Genomic DNA, 24,038 nt, shown 5'->3' with positions numbered 1-24,038 from the left:
CCCGCGCCTCAGCGGCGGGCGCTGCTCACCAGAAGTAGCCGCGGCCCGCGCAGTAGGTCGCGACCTGCTCCACGCTCAGCCAGTGATGGCTGGGCAGGGAGGCGGAGAGGGTGGACCCGGCAGGATCCGCGATCCGCAGCGTGCGGTTCGCGGCGTCGTACCCGTCGATCGTCACGAAGTGAAAGATGTCCCCGGTGTTCCCGCCCCAGTTCGGGTACTCCCCGGCCACGACCCACCAGTTGCACACGGTCGCGAAGCCGTCGTCGACATTGGTGGTGGCCCGCTCCCACAGCAGATCCGCATCGGCCTGCGAGGCGGAGGTGCCCTCCATCCACTGGTCGCGATAGGTCGCCCCGGGAAGCCGGGCGGTGAGCACGGGGGAGACGGCGCCGAAGTTCGTGCCGTTGTCCGTCGTGGCGAGCTCGGCGGCGAGGGTGTCCAGGCTCGGAGGCTGCACCTTCGCGCTGAGCGCGATCGCGACGGCGGTGGGCCCGCAGTAGAAGAAGTTCGGCTGCTGCTGGTAGGTGGTGGGCAGCACGGTCTGCGCCGCGGAGGCGCGCGGGGCGACGGCGAGGGTGGCGAGGCCCGCCGCGGCGGTCACCCCCAGGGTCTTCAGGAACGTCCTGCGGTCGGCTGCGATGGTCGTCATGAGGAGTACCTCGTCCTTGGTATCGGGTGCACTGCTGCCGGAGGCCCCGGCGCCTCGACGCTATGCACGGCGGATGGTGCGAGGGAAGGGGAGAACTGCCCATTGACAGACCGTGCCGGAAGGAAGCTCCAGGTCAACGGCTTGGCTCGAGCCGGTCCACCATGACCGGGAGCAGAACGGCGCCCCTCACCCGGAGGTGAGGGGCGCCGTTCTCGCGGGGCGAGGTCAGATCACTTCTTGCCCTGGTTGGCGACGGCCTCGGCGGCGGCCTTCGCGGCGACCGGGTCGAGGTACCGGCCGCCCTTCTCGACGGGCTGGAAGTCCTCGTCGAGCTCGTAGACCAGCGGCTGGCCGGTGGGGATGTTCAGGCCGGAGATCTCCTCGTCGGAGATGCCGTCGAGGTACTTCACCAGCGCGCGCAGCGAGTTGCCGTGGGCGGCGATCAGCACCGTCTTCCCCTCGACGAGATCGGGCTTGATGCCCTCCTCCCAGTAGGGGAGGAAGCGCTCGACGACGTCCTTGAGGCACTCGGACTTCGGCAGCTGATCGCCGAGGTCGGCGTACTGCGGGTCCTGGTCCTGGGAGAACTCGGTGCCGAACTCGATCTCGGGCGGCGGCGTGTCGTAGGAGCGGCGCCAGGCCATGAACTTCTCCTCGCCGTACTTCTCGCGGATCTCCGACTTGTTCATGCCCTGCAGCGCGCCGTAGTGGCGCTCGTTCAGGCGCCAGTCGCGCTTGACGGGGATCCAGTGGCGGTCGGCCGCATCCAGGGAGAGGTTCGCGGTCATGATGGCGCGGCGCTGCAGCGAGGTGTGCACGACATCGGGGAGGATGCCGGCCTCCTTCATGAGGTCGCCGCCCTCCGTGGCCTCCTGGCGTCCCTTCTCGGTGAGGGGGACGTCCACCCAGCCGGTGAACAGGTTCTTCGCGTTCCAGTCGCTCTCGCCGTGGCGGAGCAGCACGAGTGTGTAGGTCATGGGCCCAGCCTACGCGGGCCGAGGCCGGCCGTGCATTCGGTGGCCATCGGTGGCCACGGGCGGGGTCGAATCCCGACGCGGCCGACGGGCGCTCGGCGGCGCGGGTGCCGGCCGGGCCGCGGCTCGCCATCGGCCCGGTGCCCGCGCCTCGGGCCATCGAGGCCGATGACCGGCCACCTGGATATGGTCGGGCCATGACCGCAGTGACCTCCCGTGATCTCACCTCCGTGCCCGTCGTGCTGCTGGACCTGGACGGCACCGTCGTCGAGTCGGCGCCCGGCATCCTCGCCGCCCTCGAGCACGCCTTCGCCGCCTGCGGCGAGGAGCATCCCGGTGCGGAGCGCCTGCAGTCCTTCATCGGGCCGCCGCTGGTGGACTCCTTCCGCTCCGAGCTGGGGCTGGACGCCGAGCGGGCCGAGGCGCTGCGCCTGGCCTACACCGACCACTACCTCGCCGAGGGATACACGTTCAGCGTCCCCTACGCCGGGATGGCGGACCTCATCTCCGGGCTGCGGGCCGACGGCCGCACCGTCGCGATCGCGACCAACAAGCCCGAGACCACCGCGCGCAGGGTGCTGGAGCACCAGGGCCTCACCGCGGACCTCGACCTGATCGGCGGCACCGATCTCGCCGCGGGCCGCACCCACAAGGCGCAGGTGATCGCCAGCGTCCTCGAGCGGCTCGGCGTCTCCGCGGCCGACGGGGCCGTGATGGTGGGGGACCGGCTGCACGACGCGGAAGGTGCCGCCGTGCACGGCCTCGACGCGGTGCTGGTTGGCTGGGGCTACGGCGGGGACGCCGAGCGCGCCGCCGACCTGCCCTACGCCGCGACGGTCCCCGAGCTCCACCGGATGCTGCGCGGCTGATCCTCCAGCCGAGGCTCCGGGTGCTCAGGCCTCGAGCAGGATCGTCACCGGCCCGTCGTTCGTCAGCCCCACCCGCATGTGGGCGCCGAAGCGGCCCGTCGCGACCGTGATCCCGCGCTCACGCAGCGCGTCGACCACCTGCTGCACGAGCGGCTCGGCGACCGGGGCCGGGGCGGCGCCGTTCCAGGACGGACGGCGCCCCTTGCGCACGTCGGCGTAGAGGGTGAACTGCGAGATCACGAGCACCTGCGCGCCCGTGTCCTGGACCGAGCGCTCGCCGTCCAGGATCCGCAGCTCGGCGATCTTCCGGGCGATCGTGGCGACCTGCTCGGGGCCGTCCTCATGGGTGACGCCGACGAGCGCGACGAGGCCCTCGCCGGTGATCTCTCCGACCACCTCGCCCTCGACCTCGACCCGGGCACCGTCGACTCTCTGGAGCACTGCACGCATGCCCTCGATCGTGGCACAGGTGCGGGCTCCGTCGGCGCGGGGTCAGCAGGGAGGGATCGAGGAGATCCTCCGCTCCTGGGTGGGGGAGTCGTCCTCGGGGTGCTGGTCGACCGGCTCGGACGGGCGGTCCGTCGGGGGAGCGGACTGCTGCGGCGCCGCCTGAGGGGGAACCGGCTGCGTCGGTGCCGACTGCTGGACCGGTGCGGCGAACTGCTGCGGCGGCGCGGAGCGGTCAGGGGCGCCGTGCTGCTGCGGCGGGGCGACGTACTGCGGCGCGGCCGACTGCTGCGGGGGCGCCGACTGCTGAGCCGGTGCCGACTGCTGCGGGGGCGCCGACTGCTGAGCCGGTGCCGAGTGGTGCGCCGGCGCCGAGTGCTGCTGTGCCGAGTGCTGCGGGGCCGAAACGTGCTGGGCCGACGGGTGCTGGGCCGACTGGTGGGGCGCCGACTGCGAGGGCGCCGAGCGCTGCGGCGGAGCGGACTGGTGCACCGCCGAGGAGCCCGACGGGGGAGCGATCCCGGGACCGCTCGGCACGTGCACGCCCTGGGCGGGGGCCTGCCGCACGCCCGTCGGCCCCTGCGTCGGATGGGACTGCGCGGCGTGCTGCGCCCCTGCGGCCGGACCAGCCTGCTGCGCGGCGGGCTGGCCGGGGGCGGGCGTCGCGGACTGCGCCGCCGCGGCCCGGTCGATCCGCTGCCGCTCTGCGTGCCGTGCCGCGGCGACCCACTCCTCGGCCACGCGCACGATCGCCTCGGTCGCGGCCTCCCAGGCCGCCTCCTGCTGACGGTGCGGCCCGGTCGCGAGCGAGAGCACGACCCCTGCGGAGCGCAGCGCGAGCTCCACCGGATCGACCCGCTCCTGGAAGGTCTCGTGCCAGGTGCGGATCGCGTCCTCGACCCGCTGCTGCATGCCGCGGTCGATGCGCCCGGCGTTGCCGTAGTCGGCCAGGACGCTGAGATGGGCGAGCAGGCAGGCGAGGTCGTCGGCGCGGCGACCCGGGCCGACGGTGTCGATGTCGAGCAGGCCCACGACCCTGCCGTCCTGGACGAACACCTGCGCCTCGTAGAAGTCGCCGTGGACGACGTCGTGCGGTCGCATGTCGATCCGCTGCTCGATCGCGGCCAGGCCCTCGCGGATCTCCCGCACCAGAGCGTCCAGGCGCGGCCCGAGAGCGGGCACGGCGGAGGCGACGATCCCCGCGTAGAACTCGACCGAGTCGGTCCACGGCGGCCGCAGCGACAGGCCGTACATGGAGGCGGGCAGGCGGTCCAGCAGCGCGACCAGGTCCTCGGCGCGGCAGGAGTCCACGCCCTCGTCGATCACCGCGCGGGCGAGCGGCCGGCCCGGCAGCTCCGCGAGCACGACGAGACCCTGATGGTGCGCGATGACCTCGGGCACCGGCACCCCGGCGGAGAGCAGGCGCTGATGGCGCTCCACGATCTCGCCGCTGCGGTGCGGCTGCATGACCTTGAGGTACACGGCCGCATCGCCCTGGGAGGCGCGCAGCACGGCGCGCCGGCCGGGACGGTAGGAGACGACGTCGATCGCGATCGGCTCGGACGGGTCCGGACTGAGGGAGACGCCCAGGTCGTGCAGGGTGCGGCCGACGATGTCTGGATAGCAGACCTGCGGGAGCATCGGCAGCCAGGGGTCATGGGGGTAGCGCCATACGCGCACGTTGATGTCCCCGTCGGTCATCACCAGGGTCTGCTCGGCGACGTAGAGGTTCTTCTCGCGCTCCCCGATGTGGGCGCTCGCGCCGAACAGCTCCTCCCGGGCCGGGGCCTGGGGGCCGTCCAGCTCGGGCCAGGAGACCTGGGTGCGGTACAGGGCCTTGGTGCTGCGGCCGGGGCGGTGGTCGACGTGGTCGAGCTGCCAGCTGTGCAGCACCCCGCCCGAGTTGCCGACGGCCGAGCGGAGCAGCCCACCGGCTCCGGGCCCGGTGAGCAGCTCGGAGCCGTCCTGCGTGTGTGACATGGGCGATTCACTCTGTTCTGTGGTCATCGGGCGGCTGCGCCTACGATGCTTGCATGGCTGATCGTACCGATAACCTCACCAGCGGGAATCTCCTGGGCATCCCCGAGACCCGACTCCCCGACGACTTCGTCGACGTCCAGGTCGCCGAGGAGCTCGTCGAGGGCGAGCCGCGCGAGGTCGTCGCCCGGCATCTGGACTCCCCTCTGGCCTGGGCCACCCTCGCCGAGGACGCGCTGAGCGACGGTGACGAGATCACCGCCTACGCCTGCGCCCGCACCGGCTACCACCGGGGCCTCGACGCGCTGCGCCGCAACGGCTGGCGCGGCCAGGGCCCGATCCCCGCCTCCCACGCCCCGAACCGTGGCGTGCTGCGGGCGCTCGCGCTGCTGGGAGAGGTCTCCCGCCGCCTCGGCGACCAGTCCGAGGCCGACCGCATCACCGACTTCCTGCGCGAGGCCGACCCGACCCTGCTGGACTGAGCCGGCTCCCGGCCCGGGCCTGCGCGAGCCCGGCCGGACCGGCTGGACCTGCGCTGGCCTGGCAGGATCGGAGCCGGCCCGGACAGCGCGGGCGGTGCGTGTGCAACCAGTGGTGCCCAGTGCGCAGCCGTCGTCGCATGCGGGGTCGGATGCTGGCTGAGCGCCACCGGATGCAGCGGCAGCCGTCACCCCTCGGACGTGCTCCCGGACGGCGCTTGGTAGGATCCACGCGGCCCTGTGCACCGCACGCGGTCACCTGTGCAGAAATCCCGACATCGTTCCCAGGAGTCGCCATGCCCGCCGTCGTGATCGTCGGAGCCCAGTGGGGTGACGAGGGGAAGGGCAAGGCCACCGACCTGCTCGGAGAGCGCGTCGACTACGTCGTCAAGCCCAACGGGGGCAACAACGCCGGCCACACCGTGGTCGTCGACGGCGAGAAGTTCGAGCTCAAGCTCCTCCCCGCCGGCATCCTCTCGCCGCAGGTCACGCCCGTGATCGGCAACGGCGTCGTGGTGAACCTCGAGGCGCTGTTCGAGGAGATCGGGATGCTCGAGTCGCGCGGCGTGGACACCACCCGTCTGCGCATCAGCGCCAACGCCCACATCGTCGCGCCCTATCACCAGACCCTCGACAAGGTCACCGAGCGCTTCCTCGGCAAGCGCGCGATCGGCACCACCGGGCGCGGCATCGGCCCCGCCTACATCGACAAGGTGGGCCGTCTCGGCATCCGTGTGCAGGATCTCTACGACGCCTCGATCCTGCGCCAGAAGGTCGAGGGCGCGCTGCGTCAGAAGAACGAGCTGCTGGTCAAGCTCTACAACCGCCGCGCCGTCGAGGTCGACGAGATCGTCGAGGGCCTGCTCTCCTACGCGGAGCGCCTGCGCCCCATGGTCGTGGACACCACGCTGCTGCTGGGCGATGCGCTGGACCGCGGTGAGGTCGTGCTGATGGAGGGCGGCCAGGCCACCTTCCTCGACGTCGACCACGGCACCTACCCCTTCGTCACCAGCTCCAACCCCACCGCGGGCGGCGCCGTGACGGGCACCGGCGTGGGCCCCACCCGCATCGACCGGGTGATCGGGATCGTCAAGGCGTACACCACCCGAGTGGGCGCCGGACCGTTCCCCACCGAGCTCGAGGACAAGTGGGGCGAGTACCTCCAGAAGACCGGCGGCGAGGTGGGTGTGAACACCGGCCGTCCCCGCCGCTGCGGCTGGTACGACGCGCTGATGATCCGACACGCGGTGCGCATCAACGGCTTCACCGACATCGTGCTCACCAAGCTCGACGTCCTCACCGGCATCGACGAGGTCCCGATCTGCACCGGCTACGACGTGGACGGCGTGATCCACCGCGAGATGCCGATGACCCAGACCGAGTTCCACCACGCCGTGCCGGTCTACGAGACCCTGCCCGGCTGGACCGAGGACCTCTCCGAGGCGCGCACCTTCGAGGAGCTGCCCGAGAACGCGCAGGCCTACGTGCGACGTCTCGAGGAGCTCGCCGGCTGCCGCATCAGCGCCATCGGCGTGGGCCCGGACCGCGCCGACACCATCGCCGTCCACGACCTCCTGCCGGAGACGACGGCCTGACGTGGTGACCCGCCGTACCGACCCCGAGGCCGGCCGCGCCGCGCTCGCGGCCTGGGCGACGGATCCCGCGGCCGCGCGCCGCGCGGTGCTCGCCCCCGCTGTGCGGCACACCCTGGAGCTCTTCGCCGAGGAGCATCCCGGCGGTGCCGTGGAGCTGCGGGTCCCGCCCTACGCCGCGGTCCAGGCCATCGCAGGCACCCGCCACTCCCGCGGCACCCCGCCCGCCGTGGTCGAGACCGACGCCGCGACCTGGCTCGCGCTCGTCACCGGCGACCTGACCTGGGCGGACGCTGTCGCGGACGGCCGGGTCACTGCCTCGGGCGAGCGCAGCGACCTCTCCGAGCTGCTGCCCCTGCCCGGCCCGCGACGCACGGTCCGCACCGCACGCGGCACCGGCGCGCGGCCCGCCGACGGCGAGGCGCCGGACGTCGACGGGTCGGCCCCGGACCGTGGCGAGCCGACCGCCGAGGGGACGCGATGAGCCCCGCCGTCGAGATCGCCGTGGAGGACCTCGCCGGCCTCGAGGTCGCCGCGCTCGCCGGCGCCGACCGGATCGAGCTGTGCCAGGACCTCGACCTCGGCGGCACCACCCCCGCGCCCGAGCTCGTCGAGCAGGCCGTGCGCCGCGCCCGCGAGCTGGTCGCCGCCCGGGACGCGAAGCCCCACCTCGACGTCCACGTGCTGATCCGCCCCCGCGCGAGCAGCGCGGACTTCCTCGGCAGGCCGGCCGAGTTCGCGGCCGACGCCGACGCGATCGAGCGGATGGTGGACCAGGCGGCCGCCGTCGTCGACGCCGGCGCCGCAGGCGTCGTGCTCGGGGTGCTCACCGAGGCCGGCGAGCTCGACCTCCCCGCCCTCGAGGCCGTGCGCGACAGCGCCCTCCTCGCCGCCCAGCGCGCCGGCCGGGGACTGACCCTCACCCTGCACCGCGCCGTCGACGCGATGCCCTCGCGCGAGGCCCGCGTCGCCGCCGTCCAGGCCGCGATCGGCCTCGGGATCCACCGAGTTCTCAGCTCGGGAGGGCAGGCTCGGGCCCTCGACGGCGCCGACGACCTCTCCGCGATGGTCGACGCCGCCGAGGACCTCGTCGAGATCTGCGCCGGGGGAGGGGTCCGCCCCGCCGACGTCGTGGACCTCGTCCGTCGCTCCGGCGTCGGCTCCGTGCACCTCTCCGCCCGTCGGCGGCCCGGTGCGCCCGTCGAGCCCGACGCCCCCGAGACCCTGACCGACCCGGCGATCGTCGCCGCGGCGGTCGATGCCGCAGGAGAGCTGTGAACACCGTGAACACCACCGAGAACCCCCAGACCCGTCCCGAGGACGAGGATCGCGAGCACCTGACGGGCCGCACGGACGCCACGGAGGATGCCGTCGACGCGACCCCCGACGCTGACCTGACCGACGCCGACGCCTCGGCGACGAGCCGCGCACGGGCCGAGGACGAGACGTCGGTCGCGACGACGGGGGCCGACGGGACGCCGGCCGAGGCGGACGGGACAGCGGACGGAGCCGGGGAGGCCGGGAGTCCGCGCACCGCGCTCTACGTCCGCCGCCGGCGCGCCCCCGCTCTCGGGTTCTGGGTCCTGCTGTCCTTCCTGGTGCCCGGGGTCCTGGCCCTGCTGAGCGTGCCGCTGTTCGGCTTCGGCGACCTCCGCGGTGTCGTGAACTTCGTGCTGCTGGCCATGGTCGTGATCGGGCTCCCGCTCGCCGCGATCGCCTCGTTCGTCGACGCGCGCCGCCACCGTCGCGAGGACCGCCGCCGCGGCTGAGCGCTGGCGAGCTGCCCGCGAGACGGACCGCACGGCGGCGGCAGATGCTCGCTGTGGCATCATGGACCGGTGGCACGCGGCGACGGAAAACTCTCCCATGACCTGCTCCCCGGGGAGAAGGGCCCGCAGGACGCCTGCGGGGTCTTCGGAGTCTTCGCCCCCGGCGAGGAGGTCTCGAAGCTGACCTACTACGGGCTGTACGCGCTGCAGCACCGCGGCCAGGAGTCCGCGGGCATCGCGACCTCCGACGGTTCGCAGATCCTGGTCTACAAGGACATGGGACTGGTCTCCCAGGTCTTCGACGAGGCCTCCCTCGGCACCCTCCAGGGGCACATCGCGATCGGGCACACCCGCTACGCGACCACCGGCGGCTCCGTCTGGTCCAACGCCCAGCCCACCCTCGGCCCCCGGCACGAGGGCACCGTGGCGCTCGCCCACAACGGCAACCTCGTCAACACCGAGGAGCTGCTCGAGCTGATCCACGAGCGGCGGGGCACGCCCCGCACCGGCGAGCTCGCCCGTGGCAACACCACCGACACCGCCCTGGTCACCGCGCTGCTGAACTCCGAGGGCTCCCTCGCCGACTCGCTGCGCGACGTCATGCCGCGCCTGCGCGGCGCCTACTGCTTCACCCTCATGGACGAGACCGCGCTGTACGCGGCGCGGGACCCGCAGGGCATCCGCCCGCTGGTACTGGGCCGGCTCGAGCGCGGCTGGGTCATCGCCTCGGAGACCGCGGCGCTGGACATCTGCGGCGCGAGCTTCGTGCGCGAGGTCGCCCCCGGCGAGATGGTGATCGTCGACGAGCAGGGCCTGCACAGCGAGCAGGTCGTCCCCGCCGAGCCCAAGGGCTGCGTGTTCGAGTACGTCTACCTCGCCCGTCCCGACACCCGAATCGCCGGGCGCAGCGTGAACGAGTCCCGCGCCGAGATGGGCCGCCAGCTCGCCCGCGAGCACCCCGTCGAGGCCGATCTGGTCATCCCCACCCCCGAGTCCGGGACCCCCGCCGCGATCGGCTACGCCCAGGAGTCCGGGATCCCCTACGGGCAGGGCATGGTCAAGAACGCCTACGTGGGCCGCACCTTCATCCAGCCCTCCCAGACCATCCGCCAGCTCGGCATCCGCCTGAAGCTCAACCCGCTGCGCGAGGTGATCCAGGGCAAGCGGCTCGTGGTCATCGACGACTCCATCGTGCGCGGCAACACCCAGCGCGCCGTGGTGCGGATGCTGCGCGAGGCCGGCGCCGCCGAGGTCCATGTGCGGATCTCCTCGCCGCCGGTGCGCTGGCCCTGCTTCTACGGCATCGACTTCGCCTCCCGGGCCGAGCTCATCGCCAACGGCCTGGGCATCGAGGAGATCGCCCGCTCGCTCGGCGCGGACTCCCTCGGGTTCATCTCCGAGGAGGGGATGATCGCCGCCACCGGCCAGCCCGAGGAGCGGCTGTGCACCGCCTGCTTCTCCGGGAAGTACCCGGTCGCCCTGCCGGAGCCCGTCGCCCGGGCACAGGGCATCCTCCAGGCTCGCCCCGGCGAGCCGGCCGCCGTCGGGAAGGACGCATGAACACCAGCCCCCGCCCCGCCTCGGGCGATGCGATCACCTACGCCTCCGCCGGTGTCGACACCGCTGCGGGCGACCGTGCCGTCGAGCTGATGAAGGAGGCCGTCGCGGCGACGCACGGCCCCGACGTCCTCGGCGGGATCGGCGCCTTCGCCGGGCTGGTCGACGTCTCCGCGCTGAAGGACTACCGCCGCCCGCTGCTCGCCTCCTCGACCGACGGCGTCGGCACGAAGATCGCGATCGCGCGCGCCCTCGACGTGCACGACACGATCGGCCAGGACCTGGTCGGCATGGTCGTCGACGACATCGTCGTGGTCGGCGCCGCACCGCTGGCGATGACCGACTACATCGCCTGCGGCGCGGTGGTGCCCGAGCGGATCGCCGACATCGTGCGCGGCATCGCCGAGGGATGCCGCCTCGCGGGCTGCGCCCTCGTCGGCGGCGAGACCGCCGAGCACCCGGGCCTGATGTCCCCCGAGGACTACGACGTCGCGGGCGCCGCGGTCGGCGTGGTCGAGGCCGACGACCTGCTGGGCCCCGACCGGGTGCGCCAGGGCGACGTCGTGATCGGCATGGACGCCTCCGGCCTGCACTCCAACGGGTACTCCCTGGTCCGCGCCGTGGTCTCCGCCGCCGGGCTCTCCCTCGAGCAGCGCGTCGAGGACTTCGGCCGCACCCTGGGGGAGGAGCTCCTGGAGCCCACCCGCATCTACACCGCGGACCTCCTGGCCGTGCTGCGCGATGCCCGCACCGCCGGTGCCGTCCACGCCCTCAGCCATGTCACCGGCGGCGGGCTCGCCGCGAATCTCGCCCGGGTCATGCCGCACGGCCTCGCGGCCCGCGTGGACCGCGCCCTCTGGGAGCCGGCCCCCGTGTTCTCCCGCGTCGCCGGGTGGGGCTCCGTCCCGCAGCTCGACCTCGAGGGCACGCTGAACATGGGCATCGGCATGGTCGCCCTGGTCGCGCAGGAGCAGGCCGACCAGGTCCTGGCCGTGCTCGCCGAACGCGGTCTCGGTGCCCGCGCGATCGGCGAGGTCGTGGCCGAGGAGTCCCTGCCCGAGCCCGGCCATGCGCTCGAGCACGTCGTCGCCGGCGCCAAGGGCGTCGAGGGCGGCGCGGTCATGCTCGCCGGCCAGCACCCCGGCTGGGCCTGAGCGGCCACCCCGCACACAGCAGGAGGGCCGACCCATCGGGTCGGCCCTCCTGCTGTGTCACGGTGCTCCGCGGAGCCTGCCGCGCGCCGCTCAGCGGCGATGTGCGGACGGGGCGTCCTCGTCGGCCCAGTCCTCGGCGTCCTCGCCCCAGTCGTCTCCGTCGGCGGAGGAGGTCTCGCTCCGCTGAGACTGCAGCTCCCGCTGCAGCGCCGAGAGATCCGTCGGCGGGCTGTAGTACTTGAGGTCCCGTGCCACCTTGGTGTGCTTGGCTTTCTGTCGGCCGCGACCCATGGATCTGACCCCCTGTGCGTCGGGTGCCGGGTGTGCTCGACGACCCGGAGGATGGCATTAGTTTCGGATGCCCAGAGTACATGGTCGCTCCGGCCGACGGCGAACCGCGACCCTCCGGACGTGCCCGACGTCCCTTCCGCGGCGCCCGGTGTGACGGGCGGAGCACTGCCCGGCGAAGGAATTGGGCGTTTCGCGGCCCGCCTTTTACCGGCTCACACACCTTACCGGGTAGTCTTGTGTCGGTACTCGAGTGCAGTGGGGACCCCCGTCCCGTCTCGAGCCGTCTCCCCCAGTGAAAGGTCTCCTCCTCGATGAACGCTTCCACGGATCAGCACCCCGGTGGAGTGCCCGACGGGGACGACGCCGCTGAGCTGATGACGCCCGCGGAGGTCGCGAGCATGTTCCATGTCGACCCCAAGACCGTCACGCGCTGGGCCCAGGCGGGCAAGCTCACCTACATGCGCACCCTCGGCGGTCACCGCCGCTACCGCCGCGGCGAGGTCGTCGAGCTGCTGCGGGAGAGCTCCAAGGACGTGTGAGCACCGACCCGGTGCTCGGAGCGGGCTACACGCTCCACCGGATCGACCTCGGCAGCGACGACGAGGGACCGCTGCGGGCGAGCCTCATCCATCGCGAGCCCGTCCCGGGCGACGCTCCCCGCGCCGATCGGACCCCGCCCGTGCTGCTCATGCACGGCTGGTCGGACTATGTCTTCGACCGGGACCTGATGGACCACCTCGGCACCCGCGGCCACGACGTCTGGGGCCTGGACCTGCGCAAGTACGGCCGCAGCATCCTGCCCGGTCAGACGCCCACCGAGATCGACCACCTCAGCCGATACGACGAGGAGATCGGCGCCTCGCTGCGCCGCATCGGCCGCAGCACGCCCCCGGTGATCCTCGCTCACTCCGCGGGAGGACTCGTCGCGACGCTCTACGCGCTGCGCCATCCGGGCGTGGTCCGGGGCCTCGCCCTGAACTCGCCGTGGCTCGAGATGCACCTCGGACCGGGCACGCGGAGGCTGCTCGAGCGCCCGGTGCACCTGCTGGCCCGCCGGCTGAGGAGCAGGCCCATCCTTCCCGTCGGTGACGACGCCTACGCCCGCGCCACCCATCGTGACCTGGGCGGGGACTACGACTACGACCTCGAGCTGAAGCCTCCCGGGGGCCACCGCTTCCCCGCCAGCACCCTCAAGGCGATGCTCGACGGGCACCGGCGCCTGGCCGCCGCCGGCCCGCTCGCCGCACCGGCGCTGGTCATGCACTCCGACCGCACCGCGATCACCTCGAGGCGGGGCGAGCGCCCCCTCCACGCGGACACCGTCCTGGACGTGCGCTCCCTCGCCGCGGCCGCGCGACGGCTCGGCCCCCGGGTGCGGGTCGTGCCCGTCACCGGGGCGCGTCACGACGTCTTCCTCTCCGATCCGCCGGTGCGGGCGACGGCGATCGAGATCCTCGACGACTGGCTGGCCACGGATCTGCTCGCAGCGCCTACGATGACCGGGACAGGCCGCACCGCGGGACCCGACGCCTCCGAGACCGGGGCCTCGTGACCCCCGAGACCTCGTGACAAGGAGTAGCGCGATGACCGCGGACACCCATGGCCTCAGAGCCCTCGCCGATGCCCAGCGCCGTGGAGCGGATCGGCTCACCCTCCTGCGCCTGCGCCTGGCGAACACGCTGGCCGAGGCCGGTCGCGCAGAGGAGCCCGGGGTCCGCGAGATCGGGGAGCGGGTCCACGAGCGCTGGATCCGCGAGGAGCATCCGGAGCTGGGACGCCTGGCCACGGGCCTGCGCGCGGCCGCGAGGCAACTCGATCAGGAGGCGGTCCGGGCGGAGCGGCTCAGCGGCCGCCGCATGGGCGGCTACACCGGCGCCGGCTTCCTGGGACGCGGCAGGGAGGCGAGCCGTCACGTGCACGAGGTCGCCGCTGTCGTCGCCGCCGAGCCCGCCTTCGTCGGCACCGAGCACGGGGCGAGCATCGGCGGCTTCCCGCTGCAGCCGAGCGTCCAGGAGGGGTTCCTCGCGCATCCCTCCTCCGCCCTCGGCATCGAGACCCCCGACTTCGACGAGGACGACGAGGGCTGAGCCGCGGCGCGGGCCGGTCCTGGACCCGGTCGGTGCTGGCACGACGCCCGCGCGGCCGCCGTGGGACGCGTCAGCGCCGCGCAGGGGTCCGCGTGAGCGCCGCGGGCACCGCGACCGCCCCTGCCAGCAGCGGCACCACCAGCATCGCGACCAGCAGCAGGAGCATCGCCGCGGCGGCGTCGGCCGAGCCCACCCCGAGGCCGACCAGCGCCGCCCCGCTGACCGTCTCGGAGATCCCCGCGCCGCCCGGCGTCAGCGGCACCAGCGCGAGCACCCTCCCCAGCGCGAAGACGGCGAGGACGAACAGGGCGGGCACCTCGGCGCCGACCGACTCGATCGCGAGCCACAGGGCGGCGAGCTGGAGCGTCCGCGCCGCGAGCGTGGGCAGCGCGAGGGCGGGGAGCCGACGCCGCAGCATCCCCACCAGCGCCTCCCGCTGATGGAGGATCTCCGCCGACGCCCCGGCGGGGAGCATCCCGTCGGCCTGCGCGAGCAGCGCCGTGAGCACGCCGCGGCGCAGCAGCACCGCGCTGAGGACGAGGGCGATCACGGCGCCGGCCGCGGCGACGGCGGCCGCCCACAGCCAGCCCGAGGCGAGCGTGCCGGCCGGGGTGAGGGCGGAGCCGAGCAGGTAGGAGCCGGCGCCCAGCAGCGGCACCAGCACCGAGGTGATCGCCATCTCGACCAGCGAGGCGGCGAGGATGCCGGTGAGCACCACGGGCAGGGCGATCCCGCTGCGACGCAGGACCCAGGCCAGCAGTCCCAGGCCCAGCACGGACCCGCCCGGCAGGGCGAGCGCGGCGCCCTGGGAGGCGGCATGGCCCTGCAGCACGGGGGAGGGGCGGGAGCCGGGCACCGCGGCGCGGACCGTCATCGCCTCCAGCAGCAGCGCCCCCGCGCCGAGCACGATCATCGCGGGCACCGACCACCACGGCAGCGCACCCAGGCTCGCGACGATCTCGCTCCAGCTCGCGCCGGTCGCCCACGGCAGGCCCCAGACCAGCAGGGCGATCACCAGCAGACCCGAGGCTGCCGCGGCGAGCAGGCGCCCGGCGCCGGGCCGCTCCGGCGGGGCGGCGCCGAGGTCCTCGGTGAGCAGCGCGAGCCGCTCCGGGCTGTGGCCCGCCCGCGAGGTTCGCTCCGTGCTCCGCGCCGGCTCTGCGCTCTCGGGGGGCTCCGGTGCGGCGTCCTGGGGGCCGGGAGGTGCCTCTGACATGCGGTGATTCTCGCACGCTGTGCCCCTGGAGTTCCCAGGCCCGGGATCTAACATGGTGTCATGTCCTTTCTGATCTCGCTCTTCGTCGTGCTGCACATGATCTGCTGGGCCGTGGCGCTCGGCACCTGGGTCGCCTCCGCCCGCACCCGCGTCCCGAACAAGGGGATGGCCCATGCCACCGCGGGCGCGCTCGTGTTCGGCATCGTCCTGGCCGCCCTCGTCTCCATCGGCGGCGACCCGAACCACATGAAGCTCGGCATCAAGCTGCTCCTGGCGATCGTCGCCACCGTCCTCGCCTACATCGCGAACAGGAAGCAGACCGAGACCCCCTCGGCCGTCTGGTTCGGCATCCCCACCGCGATCATCGTGAACATCGTCGTGGCGGTCTTCGTCTGATCCGCTCCCCGCGGGGAGCCTCCCGCGGAGCGACGGAGCCGCGGGCGGAGCGCGCGGCGACGGGAGCCCACCTCCCCTCCACCGCGACCCTCCGTCCCCACGGGGCCCGGCAGCGCACCCGCTGTCGGGCCCCGCGCCTATCCTGGAGGCCTCATGAGCTCACTCTTCGACGACCTCTCGCTGCCCGACGCCTTCCGCCGCCTGGACGGCGTGCAGGTGACGCCCTCGACCTCGCCCTCCCGGGCCGCGGCCGACGACGACGCGCGCGCCGACGGACGCACCGACGGCGGCGAGCCGCGCCACGAGGAGGAGGCCCCGGACCTGCTCGACCGTGAGCCGCCGCCCGAGCACGAGGAGCCCCCGTACGAGGAGGAGCCGCCCTACGAGGACGAGCCGCCGCGTGAGGAGCCCGCGCCCGTCGCCGGCCCGGCGCCGTCCCGTCGGCGGGTCCCGGCGGACTCACCCGCCCTCGCCGAGCTCGTCGACGGGCTGAACCCCGCCCAGCGCGAGGCGGTCGAGCACCGGGGCAGCCCGCTGCTGATCGTCGCCGGCGCCGGCTCCGGCAAGACCCGCGTGCTCACCCGCCGCATCGCCCACCTGCTGCGCGCCGGCGAGGCGCTGCCCGGCGAGATCCTCGCGATCACCTTCACCAACAAGGCCGCCGCCGAGATGCGCGAGCGCGTCGAGGAGCTGATCGGCCCCGCCGCCCGCTCCATGTGGGTCTCCACCTTCCACAGCGCCTGCGTGCGCATCCTGCGCCGCGACGCCGCCGCGGCCGGGCTGAAGAGCTCCTTCACGATCTACGACAGCGCCGACTCGCTGCGCCTGATCACCACGATCGCCAAGGACCTCCAGCTCGACACCAAGAAGCACGCCCCCCGCGCGCTCGCCTCCCGCATCTCGACGCTGAAGAACGACCTCGTGGACCCGATCGACTTCGCCGATCAGGCCGAGAGCGCGAAGAACCCGTTCGAGAAGACGCTCGCGAAGATCTTCACGAACTACACCGAGCGCCTGCGCCAGGCCAACGCCGTCGACTTCGACGACCTGATCGGCCTGACCGTCGCGCTGCTGCGCGAGAACCCCGCGATCCGCGAGGGCTACCGGCGCCGCTTCCGCCACCTGCTGGTGGACGAGTACCAGGACACCAACACCGCCCAGTACCAGCTGGTGCGCGAGCTGGTGGGGGAGGACCCGCACGCCGATCTCACCGTGGTGGGCGACTCCGACCAGTCGATCTACGCCTTCCGCGGCGCCACGATCCGCAACATCATCGAGTTCGAGCAGGACTTCCCCTCCGCGCGCACCATCGTGCTGGAGCAGAACTACCGCTCGACCCAGAACATCCTCACCGCCGCGAACGCCGTGATCGAGGAGAACCAGGGCCGCCGCGAGAAGAACCTCTGGACCGACCAGGGCGAGGGCGAGCAGATCACCCTCTACGTCGCCGACGACGAGCAGTCCGAGGCCCGCTACATCGGCCGCCAGATCGACGCGCTCGTGGACGACGGCCGCCGCGCCGGGGACATCGCGATCTTCTACCGCGCCAACGCCCAGTCCCGGGCGCTGGAGGACCAGCTGATCCGCGTGGGCCTGCCGTACCGCGTCGTGGGCGGCACGCGCTTCTACGAGCGGCGCGAGATCAAGGACGCGATCGCCTACCTGCAGGTGCTCGCCAACCCCGCCGACGAGATCAACCTGCGCCGCATCCTCAACGTCCCCAAGCGCGGGATCGGCGACCGCGCCGAGGCCGCGATCGCCATGCTCGCCGAGAGGGACCGGATCGGCTTCGGGGAGGCGCTGCGCCGCGCGGAGGAGGCGCCGGGCATCGCGACCCGCTCGCTGAACGCCGTGCGCACCTTCGTGGCGATGCTCGAGGACCTGCAGGCGATGGCCGAGCGCGGCGATGGCCCCGCCGAGCTGCTCGAGGCGATCCTCACCCGCTCCGGCTACTACGCCGAGCTGCAGGGCAGCGACGACCCGCAGGACGAGTCCCGCCTGGAGAACCTCGCCGAGCTGATCAGCGTGGCCGCGGAGTTCGAGGCGCAGATGGAGGAGCTCGACGCGCTCGCCAGCGAGATGGAGGACGAGGAGGGCGACGACGCCGCGGCCGGGGGCGCGGAAGGCGCCGCCGAGGCCGAGGAGGATGCAGCCGCCGAGGGCACAGCGGATGCAGCCGCGGCGGGCTCCGCGGACGCGGTCCCCGAGGCGTCCGGCGTCGTCGTCGCCGGAGCGGCCCCCGCGTCCGACCCCGTCGGCGGCGACATCGCCCCGGATGCGACGCTGACCGCGCCGGACGATCCCGAGGCGAGCCTCGTGGACCGCTTCCTGGAGAAGGTCTCCCTCGTCGCGGACGCCGACCAGCTGCCGGGGGAGGAGGACCAGTTCGTCACCCTCATGACCCTGCACACCGCCAAGGGTCTCGAGTTCCCGGTCGTGTTCCTCACCGGCATGGAGGACGGCACCTTCCCCCACAACCGCACGCTCCAGGATCCCGACGAGCTCGAGGAGGAGCGGCGATTGGCCTACGTGGGCATCACCCGCGCCCGCGAGAAGCTCTATCTCACCCGCGCGCAGATGCGCTCGATGTGGGGCCAGTCCCAGTACATGCCCGCCAGCCGCTTCCTCGACGAGGTGCCGGAGGAGGTCCTGGACGTGGCGCGCGCCGGCTCGACCCTCGGCGGTGCCGGGTTCGGCGGCGGAGGCTTCTCCGGCGGCTCCGGCTTCGGCGGCGGTCGCGGCGGGGGGCGGGGGCCGTCCTTCAGCGGCGGGGTCGGCGGCGGCCGCTCCGACGTGAAGCGCCCCAGCTTCGGCTCCGGTCGCACAGCGACGCCCACGGACAAGCTCCCGCAGCTCGCCGTCGGCGACCGCGTCACCCACGACTCCTTCGGGATGGGCACGGTCGCGGAGGTCTCCGGGCAGGGCGACAAGACGCAGGTCGAGGTCCAGTTCCGCGATCCCCACGGTCGCAAGCGCCTGCTGCTGCGCTACGCCCCGCTGACCAAGCTCTGATCAGGGCGCGGGGGAGGGACGGACGGCGCGGCTCAGGCCGTGACGCGGATCAGGGCCCGGGCGCCTCGCTCCATCTCGACGAAGGAGTGGTTCACGGCGGTGTAGGTGCCGGGCTCGTCGAAGACCAGCTCCACGAACCCGCCCTGGGCCGCGGCGAGATCGAGGGCCTGCGCCCCGCCGCCGTCCCCGTGCTCGGGACGCAGCAGATAGGCGCCCTCCTTGAACACGGTGTCGAACACCCCGCCCACCACGTGGAAGGAGATCCCGCGCGACGGGCCCGCAGCGAGCACCCACAGACGCACCCGCTCGCCCACCCGCGCCTCGAGCGGCGCGTGGACGTACTGGGTGGCGTGGCCGTTGAAGACGGTGAGGTCGGGGCGCTCCGCGGCGATCTTCGGGGCGCTGACCGGCAGGGCGCCCTCATGCGTCGCCGACTCGGAGCCGGTGGCGCCGGCCGGCACGAGATAGTGCTCCGACTGCACCAGCACGTACTCCCGGTCGGCGGCGGCGAGCTCCGGCGGCGGGACCACGAGCGCCCCCACCATCCCGGCGGCCAGGTGCACCGACATCGGCATGGTCGAGCAGTGGTAGAGCCAGATCCCCGCATGATCGGTGGCGATCGGGTACTCGAGCCGCTCGCCCGGCGGGATCGTGCGCATCGCCTCGTCGGGGGAGACGCGGCCCGCGTGCAGGTCGAGGGAGTGACCCATCGACCCGTTGTTCACCAGGTCGACGGTCAGGCGCGCCCCGAGCTCGGAGCGCAGCACCGGCCCGACGACGGTGCCGCCGTAGGTCATCGCGTCCATGGTCACGCCCGGTGCGATCTCCGCGGCGACCTCGTCGACCTCCAGGGTGACCCGCTGCTGCGGACCCGTCGCGGCGGGGAGGCGCGCGTCGCGCACGGCGACGTCCGGTCCGGGGGCGGCCATCATGTCGGCGCCCACGCGGGCGAGCTCGTCGGCCCCGGACCCCGCGGCCACGGCGCCCCCGTCGGCGGCCGTGCCCGCCGCGGCACCGGTCGCGACGATGCTCAGCGTCATGCCCATCGCGCGATGGCCGACGATCGAGCACCATCCCTCCATGTCATGGGCGACCACGCCGCCGTCGAGGACCGTCGACTCTCCCGGCTGCAGGCGCCCCGAGGTCGCGCCGGTGGCGAGCACGAGGTCGTGCACGTCGTGCGGATCGTCGTTGCTCAGCTCGATGACCAGGGCGTTCCCGGCGGGGACCTCGAGCCGGTCGGGCGTGAACCGCATCTCGGCCATGGACACCGAGATCGTGGTGGTCTCCCCGGTGGGCGTCACCGCGGCGGCGCCCGCGGTGCCGGCGGCGTCGGGGATCGAGCCCTGGGAGCGGTCCAGGGAGCCGCCGAGCGCGGTCGCCCCGAGCACGGAGCCGAGGCCCAGCAGCGCGCCGGTCAGCGCGCGTCGGTCCATGGGCGCTGCGGCGGCGGGAGCGGGCCCGGTCCTGGACCCCGTCGGCGGGCCGACGGAAGGCGACGGGCCGACCGACGGCGACGGCAGCTCGCTGCGCGCGGGGGAGACCGATGCGGCGGCCTCGGGGCGGCTCGGTGTCGGCAGCGGCACGGCGGTGCCGCGCAGCCGCGAGCTCGTCCGCACCGCGAGGACCAGCAGCACCACGAAGCTCACCAGCACCGCGAAGCCGAGCAGGGAGAGGAGCACCCGGGAGAGCGAGCCGAAGCCCGCGACCTCCGCGGTGCCGAGCGTGAGCGCGGAGAACAGCGCCCCGGAGCCGGCCGTGCCCCGCTCGGCGAGCACGAACAGGGCCACGACGAGGTTGTACGCGACCACGCGCAGCACCGCGCCGCGGCTCATCACCGCCAGCGCCGCCGTCGTCGCGCGGGGGCCGCCGCCCAGGGTCACCGGCAGCAGATGGCTCATCGCCCCCAGCAGCACCTGCAGCAGGAAGCCGGCGACGAAGGGGACGGTGAGCTGCTGCACGTCGGCGGCGACGAGGGAGCTCGCCATCTGCGCATCGGCCGAGCGCCACCACATCACCAGCAGCCCGGCGGTGGTCAGCGCGAACCAGCCCGTCCCCGCGGTGATCGACAGGATCGGGAAGGGGGCGAGCGGCACCCGGCGCTCCTGGCGCACGCCGCGCACCCCGACCCGCACGAGCGTCACCGCGACCCAGGCGAAGGAGCCGAGATAGGCGAGCAGCGCCGCGCAGCCCAGCAGGGTCGAGCCGATCAGCGCCCCGGCGACCGCGCCGAGGACGGCCAGGAACATGCCCAGCAGCCCGCCCGCGGCCCGGGTCGCCGCGGCGAGCTCGATGCGCGTGCGCAGCACGGTGGGCCACAGGGTCAGCAGCGTCCCGGTCACGGTCAGGCCCACGAAGCCCAGCACGTTCACGATCTGGTGGGCGAGCATCAGCCGTCCCTGCCAGGGCTCGCCCGGGCTGAACGCCATCACCGCGCCGAGCATCGCGCCGACGGGAAGCAGGCAGGCCGCGGCGACGTACGCTCGGACCGTGAACGCGAAGCGCGGCGCGAGCGCGGCCCGGATCTGCGCGCCGAGCGCGGCGGCATACCAGAGGAGCGCCGCGGAGACCGCCAGCGCGCCGAGCACCACCAGCCACGGCCATCCCGGCAGCATTCCGGCGATCGTCGCCACCACCCCGGCGGTGAGCAGCCGCAGCCTCGCCAGCTGACGCGGGCGGGACTCCTCGCCCAGGCGGGTCTTCAGCAGCGCCTCGGCGAAGTGCTGCCCCCAGACCATGATCGAGGTGGTGATCAGTCCCAGCGTGACCATGTGGACCATCAGCCAGCGGGCCTGCGGCAGCCACTGGTGCACCAGGACCACCACGACCAGCGCGAGCATCCAGCCCATCACGGGGCGGGCGGCACGCCGGTGCCAGGCACCGCGCCCGGTGGCGGGGGAGCGCCTGGAGGGACGAGGGTCAGGAGCGGGGGAGGACGGCTCGGAGGATGACGGCCCGGGAGCCGACGGGACAGGGGAGGACGGCACGGTGCAGGACCACCTCAGGCGTGATCCCGGTCCGGGCGGCAGGCGACCGGTCGGGAACGGGCAGGGACCGTTCCAGGCTAGGACCGGCCGAGGACGCTCCGTCCGGCCATGGTCCCGACGTCAGAGCACGGCGCTCGGCCGCTCGGGCCGCCGCGTCACGGTCACGACGTCATGTGTCCCGGGCGGGGCGGACCGATGCTCACTCGGGAGCGGTGCGCGCAGCGCTCGACGCGTGCTCAGCGGTCGCGGGGATCCTCGGCCTGATCGAGCCGCTCCCTGCTGCGCTTCCACTGCGCGTACAGGCCCGCGCCGAAGCTCACCACCACGATCAGCCCCACGGCGATCAGCACGGTGGTGAAGGGGATCGGGATCCCGGCGGCGGCGAGCACCGCCCAGATCACCACCAGGGAGAGTCCGATCAGCAGGGCGTCGCGCAGGGCGCGCATGATGCGCGGGAACATGTTCGCGCGCTCGACGTGCCGGCTCGCGACGGCGTAGTACGCGGCGGCCTCGCGACGCAGCTCCTCACCGGAGGGGCGGGGGCGCTGAGCGGTGCGCGTCCCGCCGTCCGTGTCGCGCTCGCGGGGTCGGTCGCCGCGGGGGTCGTGCCCGCGGTCGTCGGCCGAGGAACGCTCGCGGACGTCGGCCGAAGAGTTCTCGCGGGTCCGCTCGCTCCTCGGCTCCCGGCGCTCGTCGCTCTCGTCGGCTCCGGCCGACGCGCGCGGCTCGTCCTCGCGCCAGCCCTCGTCGACCGCGCGGCCGGCGGCGCGCACATAGCCGCCGGCGCGGTCACCGGCCCTCCGGGCGGCGTCCTTCGCGGCAGGGGCCTGCTTGCGGGCGGTGTTCCGCGCCGCCTTCACGTAGGTCTTCCAGTCGGCCATGGCTCTCCTCGCCTCAGCGGTGCCAGTCGCCGCGGTCCCGCGGGTCCAGGTGCTCGATGCGTCGGTCGTCCCGGGGGCGCCGGTCGTCCTCGCGGAAGCGGATGTCCCCGCCGCCGCGGGGCTCCCGCTGCGGGCGCGGGTTCCGGGCGCGGCGCTCGTAGTAGTACGACAGGCCGACGTTCAGCGCGAGGGTGATGCCCACGGACAGCACGAAGCCGCCCAGGGTCGAGCGCATGCCCAGCAGGCGCAGCACGATGAACAGCACCCCGATGGCGACGATGCTGAATCCGAGGTGGTCTCGCACGCGCTGGACGAGGCTGCGGGAACGGCGGCTCATCGTCCCATCGTAGACGCGGCGCCTGGACGCGAGCCGGACGAGATGAGAGTCGCGCCACAGTCGGCTCCCTGCCATGGCCCGTGACCGCCTGGGCCTGCGGACGCGTTACCCTGGCGGTGTTCCCAGGGGTGGCATCGAGGCCAGTGCGGCCTGCCGCCCACTGCCGACATCGAGAGGAAAAGCACCCCGTGGACCTGTATGAGTACCAGGCCCGCGATCTCTTCGAGAAGCACGGCGTGCCCGTGCTCGGAGGAGTCGTCGCGGAGGACCCCGCAGCCGCCAAGGCCGGCGCAGAGAAGCTCGGCACCCCGGTCGTCGTCGTCAAGGCCCAGGTGAAGACCGGTGGTCGTGGCAAGGCCGGCGGCGTGAAGGTCGCCAAGTCCCCCGAGGAGGCGGAGCAGAAGGCCTCCGAGATCCTCGGCATGGACATCAAGGGCCACACCGTGCACCGCGTGATGATCGCGGCCGGTGCGGACATCGCCGAGGAGTACTACTTCTCGCTCCTGCTGGACCGCGCCAACCGCAACTACCTGGCCATGTGCTCGGTCGAGGGCGGCATGGAGATCGAGCAGCTCGCCGTCGAGCGGCCCGAGGCCCTCGCCCGCGTGGCCGTCGACCCGAACGTCGGGATCGACGAGGCCAAGGCGAAGGAGATCGTCGAGGCCGCGAAGTTCGACGCCGAGACCGGCGCGAAGGTCGCCCCCGTGCTGCAGAAGCTGTGGGACGTCTACCGCGAGGAGGACGCGACCCTCGTCGAGGTCAACCCGCTGGTCAAGACCGGCGCCGGCGACATCGTCGCGCTGGACGGCAAGATCACCCTGGACGACAACGCCGAGTTCCGCCACGAGGCCCACGCCGAGCTCGTCGACGTCACCTCCGAGGACCCGCTGGAGACCAAGGCGAAGGCCCTGGACCTCAACTACGTCAAGCTCGACGGCGAGGTCGGCATCATCGGCAACGGCGCGGGGCTGGTCATGTCCACCCTCGACGTGGTCGCCTACGCCGGCGAGAAGCACGGCGTCAAGCCCGCGAACTTCCTGGACATCGGCGGCGGTGCGAGCGCCGAGGTCATGGCCAACGGCCTCGACGTGATCCTCGGCGACGAGCAGGTCTCGGCCGTGTTCGTCAACGTCTTCGGCGGCATCACCGCGTGCGATGCGGTCGCCAACGGCATCGTCGGCGCCCTGAAGAAGCTCGGCGACGCGGCGACCAAGCCGCTCGTCGTCCGCCTCGACGGCAACAACGTCGAGGAGGGTCGCAAGATCCTCGCGGACTTCGCCCACCCCCTCGTCACCCAGGCCGACACCATGGACGGCGGCGCCGCGAAGGTCGCCGAGGCCGCCGCCGCAGGAAAGTGAGCAGCA

The 24,038-nt window shown here is 73.4% G+C and carries 23 protein-coding genes; 14 read left to right on the top strand and 9 right to left on the bottom strand.

The window, feature by feature from the left end:
- Window positions 1–25: 25 nt before the first annotated feature.
- Window positions 26–649, bottom strand: coding sequence for a C39 family peptidase (locus DS079_RS02515; RefSeq protein ID WP_126985092.1), 624 nt, complete (start codon window positions 647–649; stop codon window positions 26–28).
- A 230-nt stretch (window positions 650–879) separates the two neighbouring features.
- Window positions 880–1,626, bottom strand: coding sequence for a phosphoglyceromutase (locus DS079_RS02510; RefSeq protein ID WP_053917896.1), 747 nt, complete (start codon window positions 1,624–1,626; stop codon window positions 880–882).
- A 194-nt stretch (window positions 1,627–1,820) separates the two neighbouring features.
- Here DS079_RS02510 and DS079_RS02505 point away from each other — a divergent pair, with 194 nt between their 5' ends.
- Window positions 1,821–2,492: an HAD hydrolase-like protein gene (locus tag DS079_RS02505; RefSeq protein WP_126984671.1), complete on the top strand. Its 672-nt coding sequence runs from the start codon at window positions 1,821–1,823 to the stop codon at window positions 2,490–2,492.
- Window positions 2,493–2,516: 24 nt separating this feature from the next.
- Here DS079_RS02505 and dtd read toward each other — a convergent pair whose 3' ends face one another.
- Window positions 2,517–2,942, bottom strand: coding sequence for a D-aminoacyl-tRNA deacylase (gene dtd / locus DS079_RS02500; protein WP_010551220.1), 426 nt, complete (start codon window positions 2,940–2,942; stop codon window positions 2,517–2,519).
- Between the two features lie 42 nt (window positions 2,943–2,984).
- On the bottom strand, window positions 2,985–4,919 hold the full coding sequence (locus tag DS079_RS02495) for a phosphotransferase (protein WP_126984670.1): 1,935 nt from the start codon (window positions 4,917–4,919) through the stop codon (window positions 2,985–2,987).
- Between the two features lie 53 nt (window positions 4,920–4,972).
- On the opposite strand from DS079_RS02495, the gene DS079_RS02490 reads away from it, so the two are divergent.
- From DS079_RS02490 to purM, 7 genes are all read left to right on the top strand, one after another.
- A complete protein-coding gene (locus tag DS079_RS02490; RefSeq protein ID WP_053917892.1) occupies window positions 4,973–5,398 on the top strand; it encodes a DUF3151 domain-containing protein in 426 nt (141 codons plus the stop codon).
- 293 nt (window positions 5,399–5,691) lie between these two features.
- Window positions 5,692–6,990 (top strand): adenylosuccinate synthase, encoded by a 1,299-nt coding sequence (locus DS079_RS02485; RefSeq protein ID WP_070501027.1) that lies wholly within the window; start codon window positions 5,692–5,694, stop codon window positions 6,988–6,990.
- A gap of 1 nt (window position 6,991) precedes the next feature.
- Entirely contained in the window at window positions 6,992–7,471 is a 480-nt protein-coding gene (locus DS079_RS02480; RefSeq protein ID WP_126984669.1) for a sterol carrier family protein, read from the top strand.
- On the top strand, window positions 7,468–8,265 hold the full coding sequence (locus tag DS079_RS02475; protein ID WP_126984668.1) for a copper homeostasis protein CutC: 798 nt from the start codon (window positions 7,468–7,470) through the stop codon (window positions 8,263–8,265). The genes DS079_RS02480 and DS079_RS02475 overlap by 4 nt, the downstream gene beginning before the upstream one ends.
- A complete protein-coding gene (locus DS079_RS02470; protein WP_126984667.1) occupies window positions 8,262–8,756 on the top strand; it encodes a hypothetical protein in 495 nt (164 codons plus the stop codon). The genes DS079_RS02475 and DS079_RS02470 overlap by 4 nt, the downstream gene beginning before the upstream one ends.
- Window positions 8,757–8,825: 69 nt before the next feature.
- Complete coding sequence (gene purF / locus DS079_RS02465) at window positions 8,826–10,316, top strand: amidophosphoribosyltransferase (RefSeq protein WP_126984666.1); 1,491 nt, start codon at window positions 8,826–8,828, stop codon at window positions 10,314–10,316.
- Window positions 10,313–11,467, top strand: coding sequence for a phosphoribosylformylglycinamidine cyclo-ligase (purM, locus tag DS079_RS02460; RefSeq protein WP_126984665.1), 1,155 nt, complete (start codon window positions 10,313–10,315; stop codon window positions 11,465–11,467). Before purF ends, purM begins: the two co-directional genes overlap by 4 nt.
- A 90-nt stretch (window positions 11,468–11,557) precedes the next feature.
- Here purM and DS079_RS02455 read toward each other — a convergent pair whose 3' ends face one another.
- Entirely contained in the window at window positions 11,558–11,758 is a 201-nt protein-coding gene (locus DS079_RS02455; protein ID WP_029360640.1) for a DUF3073 domain-containing protein, read from the bottom strand.
- Between the two features lie 311 nt (window positions 11,759–12,069).
- On the opposite strand from DS079_RS02455, the gene DS079_RS02450 reads away from it, so the two are divergent.
- Genes DS079_RS02450 through DS079_RS02440 form a run of 3 tightly spaced genes read left to right on the top strand, consistent with a single transcriptional unit; the run spans window position 12,070 to window position 13,845 of the window.
- Window positions 12,070–12,297, top strand: coding sequence for a BldC family transcriptional regulator (locus DS079_RS02450; RefSeq protein WP_050815757.1), 228 nt, complete (start codon window positions 12,070–12,072; stop codon window positions 12,295–12,297).
- Window positions 12,294–13,310 carry an alpha/beta hydrolase gene (locus tag DS079_RS02445; protein WP_126984664.1) on the top strand — a complete coding sequence of 339 codons (1,017 nt, stop codon included), beginning with the start codon at window positions 12,294–12,296 and terminating at the stop codon, window positions 13,308–13,310. The genes DS079_RS02450 and DS079_RS02445 overlap by 4 nt, the downstream gene beginning before the upstream one ends.
- Window positions 13,311–13,341: 31 nt before the next feature.
- Window positions 13,342–13,845 carry a hypothetical protein gene (locus DS079_RS02440; RefSeq protein WP_126984663.1) on the top strand — a complete coding sequence of 168 codons (504 nt, stop codon included), beginning with the start codon at window positions 13,342–13,344 and terminating at the stop codon, window positions 13,843–13,845.
- A 70-nt stretch (window positions 13,846–13,915) separates the two neighbouring features.
- On the opposite strand, the gene DS079_RS02435 is transcribed toward DS079_RS02440, so the two are convergent.
- Window positions 13,916–15,061 carry a lysylphosphatidylglycerol synthase domain-containing protein gene (locus DS079_RS02435; RefSeq protein ID WP_241237516.1) on the bottom strand — a complete coding sequence of 382 codons (1,146 nt, stop codon included), beginning with the start codon at window positions 15,059–15,061 and terminating at the stop codon, window positions 13,916–13,918.
- Between the two features lie 60 nt (window positions 15,062–15,121).
- On the opposite strand from DS079_RS02435, the gene DS079_RS02430 reads away from it, so the two are divergent.
- Together DS079_RS02430 and DS079_RS02425 are read left to right on the top strand one after the other, a co-directional pair.
- A complete protein-coding gene (locus tag DS079_RS02430) occupies window positions 15,122–15,457 on the top strand; it encodes a hypothetical protein (RefSeq protein WP_126984662.1) in 336 nt (111 codons plus the stop codon).
- Between the two features lie 153 nt (window positions 15,458–15,610).
- The gene (locus DS079_RS02425; protein ID WP_126984661.1) at window positions 15,611–18,469 is read left to right on the top strand and encodes a UvrD-helicase domain-containing protein; all 2,859 of its coding nucleotides are present in this window, start codon (window positions 15,611–15,613) and stop codon (window positions 18,467–18,469) included.
- A 32-nt stretch (window positions 18,470–18,501) separates the two neighbouring features.
- On the opposite strand, the gene DS079_RS02420 is transcribed toward DS079_RS02425, so the two are convergent.
- From DS079_RS02420 to DS079_RS02410, 3 genes are all read right to left on the bottom strand, one after another.
- Window positions 18,502–21,318 (bottom strand): multicopper oxidase domain-containing protein, encoded by a 2,817-nt coding sequence (locus tag DS079_RS02420; protein WP_126984660.1) that lies wholly within the window; start codon window positions 21,316–21,318, stop codon window positions 18,502–18,504.
- A gap of 374 nt (window positions 21,319–21,692) precedes the next feature.
- The gene (locus DS079_RS02415; protein WP_126984659.1) at window positions 21,693–22,337 is read right to left on the bottom strand and encodes a hypothetical protein; all 645 of its coding nucleotides are present in this window, start codon (window positions 22,335–22,337) and stop codon (window positions 21,693–21,695) included.
- 13 nt (window positions 22,338–22,350) lie between these two features.
- Window positions 22,351–22,674, bottom strand: a complete 324-nt coding sequence (locus DS079_RS02410; protein WP_010551239.1) for a hypothetical protein — start codon at window positions 22,672–22,674, stop codon at window positions 22,351–22,353.
- A 188-nt stretch (window positions 22,675–22,862) separates the two neighbouring features.
- Between DS079_RS02410 and sucC the strand changes: the two genes are divergently transcribed.
- Window positions 22,863–24,032, top strand: a complete 1,170-nt coding sequence (gene sucC, locus DS079_RS02405; RefSeq protein WP_010551240.1) for an ADP-forming succinate--CoA ligase subunit beta — start codon at window positions 22,863–22,865, stop codon at window positions 24,030–24,032.
- Window positions 24,033–24,038 lie beyond the last annotated feature (6 nt).

The sequence above is a fragment of the Brachybacterium paraconglomeratum genome, assembly GCF_003994255.1.
Lineage (GTDB): Bacteria > Actinomycetota > Actinomycetes > Actinomycetales > Dermabacteraceae > Brachybacterium > Brachybacterium conglomeratum.
The sequence above is the reverse complement of the archived record's forward strand: the minus strand, read 5'-3'. Positions and strand labels throughout refer to the sequence as shown.